At 42.1% G+C, this 14,619-nt stretch carries 12 protein-coding genes; 2 read left to right on the forward strand and 10 right to left on the reverse strand.

From position 1 onward, the window contains the following. Nucleotides 1-4: 4 nt before the first annotated feature. From BFP97_RS17630 to BFP97_RS17640, 3 genes are all read right to left on the reverse strand, one after another. The gene (locus BFP97_RS17630; protein ID WP_069844379.1) at nucleotides 5-1,363 is read right to left on the reverse strand and encodes an alpha-amylase family glycosyl hydrolase; all 1,359 of its coding nucleotides are present in this window, start codon (nucleotides 1,361-1,363) and stop codon (nucleotides 5-7) included. Nucleotides 1,364-1,374: 11 nt separating this feature from the next. Then, complete coding sequence (locus BFP97_RS17635) at nucleotides 1,375-3,780, reverse strand: glycoside hydrolase family 31 protein (RefSeq protein ID WP_069843685.1); 2,406 nt, start codon at nucleotides 3,778-3,780, stop codon at nucleotides 1,375-1,377. Nucleotides 3,781-3,934: 154 nt separating this feature from the next. After that, the gene (locus tag BFP97_RS17640; RefSeq protein ID WP_069843686.1) at nucleotides 3,935-4,957 is read right to left on the reverse strand and encodes a LacI family DNA-binding transcriptional regulator; all 1,023 of its coding nucleotides are present in this window, start codon (nucleotides 4,955-4,957) and stop codon (nucleotides 3,935-3,937) included. A gap of 438 nt (nucleotides 4,958-5,395) precedes the next feature. On the opposite strand from BFP97_RS17640, the gene fbaA reads away from it, so the two are divergent. After that, nucleotides 5,396-6,460, forward strand: coding sequence for a class II fructose-bisphosphate aldolase (fbaA, locus tag BFP97_RS17645; RefSeq protein ID WP_069843687.1), 1,065 nt, complete (start codon nucleotides 5,396-5,398; stop codon nucleotides 6,458-6,460). A gap of 44 nt (nucleotides 6,461-6,504) precedes the next feature. Here the strand turns inward: fbaA and pfkA are convergent, their stop codons facing one another. The 5 genes from pfkA to BFP97_RS17670 all read right to left on the reverse strand — a co-directional run bounded on the left by pfkA (nucleotide 6,505) and on the right by BFP97_RS17670 (nucleotide 12,193). Continuing rightward, a complete protein-coding gene (gene pfkA, locus BFP97_RS17650) occupies nucleotides 6,505-7,488 on the reverse strand; it encodes a 6-phosphofructokinase (protein WP_069843688.1) in 984 nt (327 codons plus the stop codon). 144 nt (nucleotides 7,489-7,632) lie between these two features. Continuing rightward, the gene (locus BFP97_RS17655; RefSeq protein WP_069843689.1) at nucleotides 7,633-8,202 is read right to left on the reverse strand and encodes a NifU family protein; all 570 of its coding nucleotides are present in this window, start codon (nucleotides 8,200-8,202) and stop codon (nucleotides 7,633-7,635) included. Between the two features lie 48 nt (nucleotides 8,203-8,250). Further along, complete coding sequence (locus BFP97_RS17660; RefSeq protein WP_069843690.1) at nucleotides 8,251-9,645, reverse strand: dicarboxylate/amino acid:cation symporter; 1,395 nt, start codon at nucleotides 9,643-9,645, stop codon at nucleotides 8,251-8,253. 19 nt (nucleotides 9,646-9,664) lie between these two features. Continuing rightward, on the reverse strand, nucleotides 9,665-10,741 hold the full coding sequence (gene aroC / locus BFP97_RS17665; protein ID WP_069843691.1) for a chorismate synthase: 1,077 nt from the start codon (nucleotides 10,739-10,741) through the stop codon (nucleotides 9,665-9,667). Next, complete coding sequence (locus BFP97_RS17670) at nucleotides 10,742-12,193, reverse strand: BatD family protein (RefSeq protein WP_069843692.1); 1,452 nt, start codon at nucleotides 12,191-12,193, stop codon at nucleotides 10,742-10,744. Between the two features lie 146 nt (nucleotides 12,194-12,339). Here BFP97_RS17670 and BFP97_RS17675 point away from each other — a divergent pair, with 146 nt between their 5' ends. Further along, on the forward strand, nucleotides 12,340-12,528 hold the full coding sequence (locus BFP97_RS17675) for a hypothetical protein (RefSeq protein ID WP_069843693.1): 189 nt from the start codon (nucleotides 12,340-12,342) through the stop codon (nucleotides 12,526-12,528). 36 nt (nucleotides 12,529-12,564) lie between these two features. Here the strand turns inward: BFP97_RS17675 and queG are convergent, their stop codons facing one another. Then, on the reverse strand, nucleotides 12,565-13,458 hold the full coding sequence (gene queG / locus BFP97_RS17680) for a tRNA epoxyqueuosine(34) reductase QueG (RefSeq protein ID WP_255399499.1): 894 nt from the start codon (nucleotides 13,456-13,458) through the stop codon (nucleotides 12,565-12,567). Between the two features lie 90 nt (nucleotides 13,459-13,548). After that, entirely contained in the window at nucleotides 13,549-14,577 is a 1,029-nt protein-coding gene (gene ruvB / locus BFP97_RS17685) for a Holliday junction branch migration DNA helicase RuvB (protein ID WP_069843695.1), read from the reverse strand. Nucleotides 14,578-14,619: the final 42 nt, after the last annotated feature.

Genomic DNA, 14,619 nt, shown 5'->3' on the forward strand with positions numbered 1-14,619 from the left:
GTAATTACTTCATAAAGACTTTATAGCGATAGGGAGCGATCACCTGGTTCTTAGTAACCGTAAAAACGCCTCCCCCGAAGACTCTCTGCATAGCCAGGTAATCTTGGTCTATTTCAAATTCTAGTTTTTCATCGGTCAGGTTAATCAAAACGATCACCATTCGATCATCTTTGACGCGTTTGTAAGCCAAAACCTTATCATCTGCAGTTGTTTCAATCCATTCTAGACTTCCCCCAAAATCACCATTCCATAAAGCCGGATTTGCTTCTTTTATGGAGAAAAGTGTTTGGTAGAGTATGCTGAAAGGATACCCTCCGGACCAATCGATTGGATCCTTTTCAAAAAACTCAATGCGTTTTTTGTTATTCGCTTCTTGACCAGAATAAACAAGTGGCATACCATAAGTTGTAGCAGCAAAGACGAACCAGGCTTCTTGAGCAGGACCAAAGAACTCGTCAGCGGTTCCGTTCCAGCTATTCTCATCATGATTGGTGATGATATTCATTTTGTAATAGCCTTTTGGGTATCGTTTAAAATCTCTATCATACATGTCTTTGATAGCTTGTGGTGATTCTTCCCCAGATGCTACTTTACGCATTAAGTGCATCAACTCCCAAGAGTATGACATATCGAAGGCATCCATATGAAGTTCGGTTTCTTCACCTTCGGCCAGCATGAAAACGGGTTTAATCGCATCAAGCTCTTTCCTTGCATTATCCCAGAAATCAGTCGGGACCATTCCAGCAACATCACAGCGATAACCATCGATGTCAAATTCAGCTACCCAGTATTTGAGTGCTTCAGTCATTGAAGATCTTAGTTCTTGATTGTCGTAATTGAGGTCGATTACATCTTCCCAATCGGCAACTGGCGGCATGAAGTTGCCAGCTTCATCCTTGGTATAAAATTCAGGGTTGGTCTCAGTCCATATATGGTCCCAAGCGGTGTGATTGGCCACCCAATCGATCAGTACTTTCATACCATTGTCATGAGCCGTTTTCACTAAGTTTCGAAAGTCTTGCTCCGTACCGAACTCAGGGTTGATAGCTTTATAATCCTTCACTGCATAGTAACTTCCTTTTGTCCCCTTTCTGTTCTTTTCCCCAATAGGGTGAATGGGCATAAGCCAAAGAATATCAATCCCCATCTTCTGTAATCTTGGGATGTCTTTGGTGAAGGCATTGAAGGTTCCCTCCTGTGTATGCTGCCTAATATTTACCTCGTAAATCACCGCATCTTTACTCCACTCAGGGTGTTTTACATTAGAGGCAACGGCTACCGATTCTTCTTTTGTTTCTGTGTTGCCTTCTCCGCATGCTGTCAGTATTAAAGCTGCTAGGGCAATAGTCCAATACTTTTTCATGTTGATTATTTTTAGCTCCATATGATTTCAATTTCTGAATCAATAAAATCTGTTTCTATAAAGTTAATATCTGAGATGAGATAGTTCTTCTTGTCTCTTTGGGGAAGTGGGTCAAATTCTGTTACAGGCTCGATTAGCCTGATGTCTTCGGTAGATAAATCGGCCTTTTGTCCATTGATTTGAAATTCGGTAGACTCAAAACCATGTAAATAGACTTTTAGTCTTTTGAATGAACTCTGAAAATTTCCCTCTTTTTCTGATAAGACAATTCGCTTTTCATTCCCATTGAAAGTCATTTGCCTCCTGTAAAAGGCCTCTTGCTCAAAATCGAAGGTTTCCCCATCGTCTTCAAAATATTGTTGCGATGTTTCTACATCACCATGATAGATATGAAGCTTCATTTCACCGTCATGCACTTCCTGGGTATTTTGAACTACGTTTTGCAATGGGATAATTGCTCCTTCTTTGGCATACACAGGAAGGTCTTCCATACTCGTTTCGATCACCAAATGCTGAGCTCCAATCACTTTTTCATCCGTAAAGAATCGATACCAATTGCCTTCAGGTAGATAGATTTTGGCATACTCTTGTTGGCTGGTAGTTGGGCAAACGAGCAACCAGTCGCCTAGTGTAAATTCATGCTGAGCATTGCCGTGATATATTTCTGGATCGTTGGTATAATCAACAGCCAGTGACTTATTGATTGGTGTGCCGTTTTGATACGCCCTGTAGAAGAGAGAATATAGGTAAGGCATCAATTTATAGCGGAGGTTGATATAATTTCTTGAGATCTCTTCAACTTCCTCACCATAAGCCCATGGTTCAGAATCTCTTACATTCACCATGCTATGAACTCTGAAGAAAGGGGCAAAAGTGGCGACCGCCAGCCATCTGGAAAATAATTGTGGACTGCTTTCCTCTACGAACCCCCCAACGTCATAACCCGCCACAGGCACCCCAGCCATGCCAAGGCTATTGACCAACCTCACGCCTAGTAGCATATGGTCATCACCTGCGACATTGTCTCCTGTCCACACTGCGGAATATCGTTGTACGCCTGAGAAGCCTGAACGTGTCAGCGTAAATGGTCGCTTATTGCCAATCTGTTTTCGTGCCCCTTCATAGGTGGCACGTACCATTTGGAATCCATAGACATTGCGCGCCTTTTTGTGTGTTACTTGCTGACCGTCATAGTCAAACTCAACCATATCGGGAATGTCCTGTCCCCAGCATGCCGGTTCATTCATATCATTCCAGAAGCCTTCTAGGCCCAGGTCTGTATAGAATTTCAACTCATCGGCCCACCAGTCTCTTCCTTTTTTATCCGTAAAATCCGTAAAATGGCTGTTGCCTGGCCATACACTGGCTTCATAGGCAGTGCCATCAGGGTATTTCACAAAGACATCTTTTTCTAAGCCTCGATCGTAAGTACCATAGCCTTTCTTAGTGGCGATACCTGGGTCAAGAATCACTACAACCTTGAATCCTTGGGATATAAGTTTTTCAATGAGGGCTTTAGGGTTGGGAAATCTTTCATTGTCAAAGGTGAAGGCCATATAGTCCTTCATATAATGAATGTCTAGGTAAATGACATCGGCAGGAATCTTCTTTTCTCGAAATGTATCGGCAATATTGTATACTTCATGGTCAGGATAGTAGCTATACCTACACTGCTGGAAACCCAAGCTCCACTTAGGAGGCATCTGGATAGTGCCTGTAAGTTTTGAATATTGTTGAATTACGTCATTGACGGTATCTCCCTGAATAAAGTAGTAATTCAAATCGCCTCCAGAAGCGCTGAAATAGCTGAAGCGATCATTGTTGGAGGTGCCAAAATTGAAATGACTTTTATACGTATTGTCTAGAAAGATACCATATGGTCTTCCTTCTCGAACACCTATAAAAAACGGTGTGCTCACATAAAGCGGATCGGTGTCATTGTTGAAACCAAAGGCATCCGAATTCCAATTGTCATACGATGAACCTCTCCGATTGAGACCTCCACTTTTTTCACCCATGCCAAGGAAAATTTCATCTTGAGCCAGCGACTTATAGTTTGTCACCTCTTCTCCCAACCAACTGATTCCAAAAGTCGGATCGTCTTCGTTGAGTAGTTCTCCTTGGCGATTGTAAAAGCTAATTCTGAAAGGTGACTTTGAGACTTTCATTTCACAAGCCTCAGTAGTCAACAGAATTTCTTCGCTACTATCTGAGATTTTGGTAGCGATATTCTCGGGCTGCATAACGACCGAAAAAGGGTACTCATCAAAGGTCTCGTATTTTGAAACCTGTACTCTCACGATATTATGATTGTAGGGTGTCAATCTGAACTTTCGATTGCCTGCCTCTCCCTCAATGGTATTATTAAGCACCTGAAATGATGTGATGGCGCCTAAAGATTCGTTTCTGAAATTCATGAATTAGTCAATTATATGCGTTGACTCGTGGTTAAATAGCCTTCTATATTAGCTAAAAAACTGCAGCCTATTTGCATCAAAACTAGGCTTAATAAATGAATAGAATGAGTTTAGGCGAATGGGGCCTGATCAAACGTTTGCAATGAATCGAGTATTAATTACGATTAGATGAATCTCTAACGATCAACTCGGTATCCAGGATCTTGACTTGCCTTTTTCCAGGCTCTTTAGCATTGATCTCCTCTAGTATGAGGCGAGCAGCTTCACGGCCCATTTCATACCCTGGTTGTGAAATACTCGAGAGGCTGGGATTTACTAGCGAGGAGAATCTCCAATTGCTAAAACCTACTACAGCTATCTCTTGAGGAATTCGGATTCCGGCCTTAAGAATGGCACTCATCGCGCCAAGGCCTGCCATATCATTGTTGGCAAAAACACCATCGATCGCTTTTCCACTTTCCAATAAATGCGTCATGGCCTTCTCAGCTTCAGCTTCTTCACCATGCCTACATTCTATAATGTATTCTTCGTTCAGAGGAATTTCGTGATCTTCCAGTGCGGAGATATATCCTTCTTTTCGCTTACGGCTAATGATCAGGTTGTCTGGCCCAGAAAGATGAACAATGTTTCTAGACCCCTTTTCTATCAAGTGTTCCACGGCATCATAGGCCCCTTGATAATCATCCACAATTACACTAGAAGCATTCATGCCTTCAACCAATCTGTCGAAAAAGACCATGGGGGTTCCTTCTTTGACCACTTTCTCCAGGTGTTGCAAATCTGATGTTTCTCTTGAGATTGATACCAGTAATCCATCTACACGAGCACCCATTAGGGCATCTATACTGTCGGCTTCACGCTCGTACTGTTCGTTGGATTGGCAGATCATTACATTGTAGCCCTCCTTCATCGCTTCGTCTTCAATACCACTGATTACAGTAGAAAAGAAGAAATGCACGGTTTCGGGAATCACCACCCCAATAACATTAGTCTTTTGGTTTCTAAGGCTTAGGGCAATGGCATTGGGTCGGTAATTGTATTTGTCGGCCAATTCTACCACGGCTTTTCTGGTAGTAGGACTTATACCAGGGAAGTCTTTTAATGCCCGTGAGACTGTTGAACATGATATGTTCAGTTCCTTCGCAATATCCTTGATTGTAACCTGCCCGCTCTTCATCTGGTACTACTCTAAAATAATCTATCGTATTGGAAGTTAAATATGTCCATATCTTTTGACTAATCAGTAGTTCGCAAAATTTTTTTGAAAAAAAATTAATTCGCGAAAACGAGCAGTAAAGCAAGTTTCAATCGTTTGCAAAAGGCTGGTATGGCCTTGGCCTTAAGTGAGTTAGATTGATAATTGATTTAATAATCCCTACTTTGGTCTAAGCAATAAGCTAAGAACGGTTTAAGAACCTTTTGTGGGAACGATTGTTCTGAATTATTGTCAGTAATTTCCTCCATTTCTATTATAGTTTACTTTACTTATAGCGCGACTTGTTTGCGCTATAAGTGTTTTAAGGGGCTTCGATTTGAATTAATATTGAGTTCGCTCTGAAACTATTTTTTCTTTTCTTTGCACCACGTATTATCAACTCATATACAAAAGATTAACATGGGAAAATTCAGAAGCGGTGTGCTTTACGGTCAGGAACTCAAGGATTGCCTGAACTATGCAAAAGAGAATCAGTTTGCACTCCCCGCCATTAACGTAATAGGTACCAATAGTATCAATTCAGTTTTGGAAGTGGCCAGCAAAGTAAACTCTCCAGTAATGGTGCAGTTTTCGGTAAGCGGTGCGGCTTTCTATGCTGGAAAGTCACTAGACAACTCAGATTATAACGCCTCTATTCAGGGAGCGATATCTGGTGCAATGCACGTTCATCAAATGGCGGAGCATTATGGCGTGCCAGTAGTGCTACATACCGATCATGCAGCTAAGAAACTATTACCATGGATTGATGGCTTGTTAGATGCTGGTGAGGCTTATTACAAAAAGCATGGACAGCCATTGTTCAGTACTCATATGCTCGACCTTTCTGAGGAAAGCCTGGAAGAAAACATCGAGATTAGCTGTAAGTATTTCGAGCGAATGAACGCTATTGAGATGGGCATCGAAATCGAACTAGGTATTACTGGAGGAGAAGAAGATGGTGTCGATAATACTGATGTAGATTCTTCAAGACTTTACACACAACCTGAGGAAGTGGCTGCAGCCTGGGACGCTTTAAGGCAAGTGGGTGATATTTTCACTGTGGCGGCATCTTTCGGGAACGTACATGGTGTATACAAGCCAGGTAATGTTGAATTAAGACCTGAGATTTTAAAGAACTCTCAAACCTATATTCAAGAGAAATTCGGAACGGAAGAGAAACCAGTGTTCTTTGTATTCCATGGTGGATCAGGTTCTGAAGCTTCTAAGATTGAGGAGGCTACTTCTTATGGCTCTATCAAAATGAACATTGATACAGATATTCAATGGGCATGCTGGGATGGAGTACATGCTTACTATAAGGACAAGAAAGACTATCTACAAGCTCAGATTGGTAATCCTGACGGTGAAGATTCTCCAAACAAGAAGTTCTATGACCCTAGAGTATGGTTAAGAAAAGGTGAGGAGAGTATAGTTAAGCGATTGGAACAAGCTTTCGAAGAGCTTAATGCGATAAACAGAAATTAAGAAGTTCTTAATGAAATTAAAAAGGAGGCAATTGCCTCCTTTTTTTATATCGATAGAATCTTAGCAATTCTAAATTCTTCATCCCCGAGTCTCTTCTCAGTTTTGACCGCATGACCGATAGGCGTATAGACAATTTCATTGTTGATCATACCCACCATTACTTTCGACTGGTTGTCTTTTAAACCTTCAACCGCTGCTACTCCAAGTCGGCTTGCCAATACACGATCCATTGTGGTAGGCGATCCACCACGCTGAAGATGACCCAGAACTGTTACTCGAATGTCAAAGTAATCTAGCTCTTGTTTTACTTCTTTTGCCACTTCATAGGCATTGCCTAGATGACAACCTTCTGCTATAATGACAACATTAGAGGCCTTCTTATTCGCGGCACCTTTTCTAAGGCGTTTTATTAAGGCTTCGACAGTCCAATTATGCTCAGGAACGACCATTGCGACCGCACCACCACCAATTGCCGAGTTAACCGCAATGAATCCTGCGTCACGACCCATAACTTCTACAAAGAAAAGCCTCTCGTGGGAGGAGGCTGTATCCCTAATTTTATCGATGGCCTCTCGGGCTGTATTGCAGGCAGTGTCAAATCCAATGGTATAATCGGTACCTGCCAGATCATTGTCGATTGTTCCAGGAATTCCGATAACTGGCACATCAAATTCTTGGCTGAAAATATCCGCTCCGGTAAAAGAACCATCTCCACCAATGACTACCAGTGCATCAAGGTCGAACTTTTTAAAGTTTTCATAGGCCTTTTCACGCCCCGCTTTCGTACGAAATTCCTGACTACGTGCAGATAATAGGAAAGTACCCCCTCGACTCAAAATATTGGATACAGATCTTACAAAGAGTTGCTCAATATTGCCATTGATAAGACCATCATAGCCCTTGTAAACTCCGAATACTTCGAGGTCATAATATATACACGCCCTGACAACAGCCCTAACGGCTGCATTCATGCCAGGCGCATCTCCACCTGAGGTCAGTACCCCAATTCTCTTGATCGTCTTTGTCATATTGATCTGTGTTAATCAAAAATAAGCTTTTGCCAGACAACTAAGTACTGGTGATCTCTGGATTGCTATGCAATCGATTGTCCATCGGGCCAAAAAAAGCCATCCCAATTGAATGAGATGGCCTTTGAATAAGTTTTTCAAACCTTAAACTCCCTCAGCTACCACTTCGGTTACATCGTTTGGAAGCATTCGTTTCAGTAGGTTTTCAATGCCTGACTTTAAAGTAACAGCTGATGCTGGGCATCCACTACAGGAACCTTGCAGGTTAACTTTTACTACACCACCTTCGAAAGAGGAGAATCCGATAGCGCCACCATCTTGTTCAACTGCTGGTCGAATGTATTCATCAAGGATACCCTTGATTTTTTTGACGACCTCAGAGTCGTTTTCATCGAATAAAGGATCCTTATCCAACTCCTCAAGAATCAAAGGTTTTTCAGCCTCGAGATAAGGTTTGATAACATCTCGAATCCCATCTTGGATTTCAATCCAGTCTACATCTTCTGATTTTGTGACTGTGACAAAATTGCTCATGTAAAAGACACGTTCCACATTTGGTAGCTTGAATAACTCTTGCGCCAAAGGGGAATCGGCTGCAGCTTCTGCATTTGGGTAATCAAAGCTCACACCATCCTGAAGCAACATAAAGTTCACTACGAACTTCATAGAGTTAGGATTGGGATTGGCTTCCATGTATATATTTACAGCTTTCATTTCTCTATTGAATTAGAACTTATAACTGCAAAGTTAGCCTATAAGTTCTTAGACTTCTCTTAATTCTCCTTCGGATTTTGCGACTATCGTAGAAACTGTAGTATCTCCTGTAACATTCACTACAGTCCTTAACATATCCAGTGGTCTATCCACAGGGAATATAATGGCAATCCAAGCTGGATTAAGGCCTACTGACTGTAATACGACTACCATCATCACTAATCCGGCACTAGGGACCGCAGCACTACCGATAGAAGCTAAGGTGGCTGTCAAGACAATGGTTAATTGTTGAGTAATGGATAGGTCTACCATATGCAATTGTGCCATAAAGACTACTGCTACGGCTTGGTATAAACTGGTACCATCCATATTAACGGTTGCTCCGATCGGCAATACAAAGCTGGATACATTTTTTGATACACCCAGATTGTCTTCAACTACTTCCATTGTTACAGGAAGTGTAGCTGCACTCGAACTGGTTGAAAATGCAAGAAACTGCGCTGGTGCAATTTTCTTGAAGAACTTTCTATAGGTCAATGACTTCACAAAGCCCCTCACAATTGTAGGATAGAAGATGAAGATCAAGAATAGCAATCCAGCTACGAGTGTTACAGAATAAGAAGCTAACCCTTTAAAAATTTCGAATACTTCGCCTGGGGTATCGGCCATCTTGGCGACAACCCCTGCCAATAGACAGAAGACGAAGAATGGTGCAGCCTTCATTACAAAGTCTACCATTTTCAAAAACACCTCGTTGGCCCCATTAACAAAGGATGATAATCCAGCAACTTTTTCATCTGGCAGGGCAGCCATGCATATGCCGAAGAAGATGCCAAAGAAAATGACTTGGAGCATCAGCTTGTCATTTCCAAGCGACAGTATTATATTCTGTGGCACCATGTCCACTAGGAATTTGAGTGGGCCAGCGTCTTTATTTTCAGAAGCAGCTGCTTGCTTTTCGGCAACCATTTGCTTTTGAGCTTCCGTCATCTCTTCAGCTCGATCATAGCTTGCATAAGCTGGATCGTTTGTGAAGTTTTTGCCATCTAGAATCTCGATTCCATTAGAATTGGCCCATGTTTCGTAGCTCAGTCGATTTTTAATTCTCGACTCTTCATCTACGAGTGCTCCTGGCTTGATAACATTTACCAATAATAGACCGATACCAACAGCTGCAACAGTCGTTACAAGGTAGAAGCCTAAGGTCTTTCCACCCATGCGGCCCAGCTTGGACATGTCTTTTAGCCCCGAGATACCACTGATGATTGAAAATAGTACAAGCGGCACGGCAATGTACTTCAGCATACGGATGAAAATCTGACCGAAAGGATCGACCCAATCGATAGTAAACTGGTTCCAGCCCATAGCACTTGAAGCGAAAGCCCAAATGATACCAGCTACTAGTCCAATCATGATTTTGACATGCAGAGGAAGTTTTTTCATAACAGAATAATGGATTTAGTTACAATCGATTAGCCTTGCTAATTAGCAAATAATCGGCAATTACCAAAGCTGACATTGCTTCAACGATCGGCACTGCACGAGGTACTACGCAAGGATCATGTCGGCCTTTGCCTGAAACTGTAACGCGCTCACCTGCCTCATTAATGCTTTCTTGATCTTGCATAATGGTGGCCACTGGCTTGAAGGCAACATTGAAGTAAATATCTTGCCCGTTAGAGATGCCTCCCTGAATACCTCCTGAGTAATTGGTTTTGGTCTTTACCTGACCACCTTCGGTATAGAAGGCATCATTGTGTTCCGAACCATTGAGTTTTATGCCATCAAAACCACTTCCATACTCGAAGCCTTTAACCGCATTAATACTCAGCATAGCTTTCCCAAGTTCTGCATGAAGCTTGTCAAAAACCGGTTCTCCGAGACCAGCGGGAGTGCCTTGTATCACCCCTGTAATTACCCCGCCAATTGTGTCTCTGTTCTTTCTGGTTTGATCGATAAGCTCGATCATTGCCTCGGCCGTCTGTGGATCGGGGCATCTGAGAATATTGTCTTCTGTTTTGCTTAAGTCGAGCTCTTGATAGGGTTTCTCTAATTTGAGTGATCCAACCTGTGAGACATATGAGCTACAAGAAATGCCGTAATGCTTCAATAGTAATTTTGCGATAGCACCAGCAGCAACACGTGCTACAGTTTCTCGAGCTGAGCTTCTTCCACCACCACGATAATCTCTGATACCATATTTGGCTTGAAAGGTATAATCGGCATGCGATGGTCTAAATTTATCGGCTATGTGGGAGTAGTCTTTGCTCTTTTGATCTTGATTTCTGATCAGTATGCTGATCGGTGTTCCACTAGATTTACCTTCGAAGACGCCTGAGAGTATCTCGAATTCATCCGCTTCTCTTCGTTGCGTAGTGATTTTGGATTGACCAGGCTTTCTTCTATCTAGTTCCAGTTGAATGAAAGATTCATCAATCTCCAGTCCAGCGGGACATCCATCAATGATTACTCCCAAGGCTGGTCCATGCGATTCACCATAGGTGTGAATCTTAAAAATTTTACCGAAAGTGCTACCCATTTACTTTTTGAAGAACAAATATCCTGCGCCCGCTAACATAGCTATAATTAGCAGATTGGCAATAATCTGGGCAGTTTTATCCTCGTTGAGGTTCTTCAATTCGTTCGAGGCTACATCTATATTGTCATAGAATGAACCGAGGTCTGTTGAGGAAATAGAAACGTTCTTTTTGCTCTCGCCAGTCACTTTGAGTTTGACGGTCGATTTCAAGGTATCATAGGTCTCTTTTTCAGGGTTAAAGAAAACCCATCCGAAGTAGTCTTTTAGGTCATAGTCACCGGGCTCATTTGGAATTCCGAAGTAGCTATACTGCTTAGATCCAGTGACTCTGCCCGAACCACGATTGATATCTTGACTGACATTTGGTGGATAAATATCAATGGTTTTGGTAGAAGGAATAGTTAAATCAGGAATACCAGCTATGTTGCCTTCACCATAAATGTTGAAGGTGTATTCAAAGCTTTCACCAGTTTCTACGGTTGTCTTGTCAATTTTCTCGTCCAACTCAAAATCACCAACCGCTACCGCATCCTTAAGTGGGTGAGGAGGGAGTGCTTTTACCTTCACGGTTTTCTCTCTAGTGTTGAAAGTTTTGAAGTCTTCTTCTCTGTCTCGACCAAAGAAGGATGGGGATTTAGCCACCCTATATTTAATCATTTCGAAGGGCACAGAAGGGAAAACTACAGGCTCTAAGTTTAGTGGATAGAACGCGGCTTGATAAATTTTGTAGCGCGTATAGTTCTTACCACCTATGGTCACCCTTTCTCCGTAAATGTTCTCAATATTGAAGTTCTCTTCCCAGCAGTTTTCTGGTTTGAGGTCTTTTAGTATGGTTGAAAGTTGTTTGCCAGCTTCATGAAACTGAAGGGGTGCTCTGTTGGCATCTGCAACATAGAATGCAAAAGTTGTGGTGAACCCCTCACCTACATAAACTTCATCTTTATCGGTAGTTAAGGCCAGAAAGGCGTCTTCCTTGACGTCAACGAATTCTGGAGCTTTTCGGGGCTCATTTCGACCGAAAAGATCATCAAATGGGTCAAACCTGTTACGTCTGCTGTTTCTTCTTCTTTCAACCGGAGGGGTAATCTTAATGGTTTTACCATTAGAGCTAATGGAGGTCCCGTTGAGTTCCATGGTAAAGGAGTTCAAAGTGAAGGTGCCTTCCTCAAGTGGTAAGTATCTTTGTATGATACTCTGTGATGAGGTAATCTGTCCGTTAACAATATTGGTTTTGCTCGAAGAGGAAGTTCCTCTTTTGGCAAATCCATCAATCTCTGGAAAGTCAGAATAGCTTTTGATCGAACCATTCTGCAGGGTGACTGTAATCGTAAAAAGTTCGTTTAACCCTACTTCATCCTTACCCAATTGAATTGAAATATCCTGTGCCTTTAGCGATGCCAAAGGGAGCAACATAAATGCAACAAGGAGTAAAATGGGTTTAGACTTTTTCATAAATTTTTCGTATTTTGAATCTCCCAGTGGAAATCTAATTCAAATATAAATTCATTTTTAAAAGGAATAACCATTGGAACCATTCGTTCGTATGAATGGTACGACCGATACCGGAATTTAGATTCATAACCCTAAACGTTCTTAACATGTTGGAGTATTTCAAAATTATCCTCTCGAAGGTTAGCTTTGATAAGAAATTATTTGAGAGAGAGTTAAGAAAAGCCATCAAGTCACTCGTGGAAGATGAATTGAATGAGCTAAAAAACTGGTGTTATGCGCAATTTGGAAAGGTTTATGGCCCAATCATAGATCGCCAATTCGTTTTAACACAGTAAAAAGAATCATGAACCAGCCCATCAGAAATGATGGGCTTAAATTTTTTTAAGGAAATCTAGATTCCGTTTTAAGCCCTCAAATTTGGTTCTTTTCACCGCTGATCCTTTGAAAACTGACCTGAAAACCTCTTCTGTTAAATCTTGCCAATTATTGTTAAATAATTCTATCAACTCATCTTTCGGATGAAATTCGGGTTCTGTATGGGGCTTGGAGAAGCGATTCCATGGGCAAACATCTTGGCAAATATCACAGCCGAAAGCCCATCCCTCCATCTTACCCTTAAACTCTGAGGGTAGCTGGTCCTTCAACTCAATGGTCAAATAAGAAATGCATTTAGAAGCATCAAGCTCATAGGGCGTAATGGCATCTGTTGGGCAGGCGTCTATGCATTTGGTACAGGTGCCACAATAGTCTTTGATTGGTCCATCCACTTCAAGCTCTAGGTCAATGATTAACTCGGCTAGAAAGTAGAAGCTACCTCGATCTTTATTGATGAGTAGCGTGTTTTTACCAATCCAACCCAATCCTGATTTCGCTGCCCATTGCCTTTCCATCACAGGGGCAGAATCAACAAATACCCTTCCTTCTACCTGGCCAACCTGCTCTTCCAGTAGATGCATAAATTCCTTTAGTTTATCCTTGATCACAAAGTGATAATCCTTGCCATAGGCATACTTCGCAATTTTTGGGTTATCCGTTTGATGGGAAGCGAGGTCTTTCTCAGGGTAGTAGTTGTAGAGCAGCGATACCACGGATTTGGCCCCTGGAACCAATTGGGTTGGGTCTAGCCTCTTGTCAAAATGGTTTTCCATATAGCTCATCTCTCCGTGAGCTTTATTCTTCAACCATTTCTCTAACCTAGGAGCCTCTTCGGAGAGGAATTCAGCCTTGGAAATCCCACAAAAGTCAAAGCCTAAATCTTGGGCCATGGCCTTTACGATTGAGGTGTTATGTGAGATTTGGTGGTTCATTGCCCCTTTATCCGGTGGACATTTCCCCAAAGGGGAAACTTATTTCGATTACCCAAACAGAGTACCCGACTGACCGGGTTTCTTGAGTTTAAGGTGTTCATAAGCTAAATCGGTTGCTTCTCTACCACGAGAGGTTCGCTTTAAGAAACCCTCCTGAATAAGAAATGGCTCATAAACTTCCTCGATCGTTTCTGCTTCTTCGCCCACTGCGGTGGCGATTGTGGAAATACCCACAGGCCCACCTTTGAACTTTTCAATGATGGTGGTGAGAATACGATTATCCATCTCATCCAAGCCATGAGAGTCTACATCCAGAGCATTTAATGCCATTTGACTAATGTCAATGGTGATGGTACCAGTGCCTTTTATTTGAGCAAAGTCTCTAGTTCTTCTGAGCAAGTTATTTGCAATACGAGGGGTTCCTCTACTTCTTCGGGCTATTTCATAGGCAGCATCTTCATTGATCGGAGTATTTAGAATTTCCGAAGAGCGCAAAACGATTAAGGTTAATAGTTTTGAGTCATAGTATTCCAACCTGGCATTGATACCAAACCTGGCGCGAAGTGGTGAGGTTAAGAGCCCCGATCGTGTAGTAGCTCCGATTAGTGTAAAGGGGTTCAAGCTTATTTGTACTGTTCTGGCATTTGGGCCAGAATCTAGCATGATATCAATTTTATAGTCTTCCATGGCCGAGTACAAATACTCTTCCACTATAGGGTTCAGCCTATGTATCTCATCGATGAAAAGGACATCACCTTCTTCTAGGTTAGTCAATAGCCCGGCCAGATCACTGGGTTTGTCCAATACAGGTCCTGAGGTAACTTTTATCTCTGACTCCAATTCATTCGAAATGATATGAGAAAGCGTGGTTTTTCCTAAGCCAGGAGGTCCATGCAAGAGTACATGATCCAAAGGTTCTGCACGCTGTTTGGCAGCCATTACAAATACCTTGATGTTCTCAACAATCTTATGTTGACCAGTAAAGTCTTCGAAACTTAAGGGGCGAAGGGCACGCTCGATGTCGCGTTCGGTTGAACTCAACTCATCGTCACTGCCATTCAAATAATCCTCACGCATGCCGGAAATTTTTCACAAGATAAAAGATTCAGATAGATGATG

This window comes from Roseivirga sp. 4D4 (assembly GCF_001747095.1).
GTDB lineage: Bacteria > Bacteroidota > Bacteroidia > Cytophagales > Cyclobacteriaceae > Roseivirga.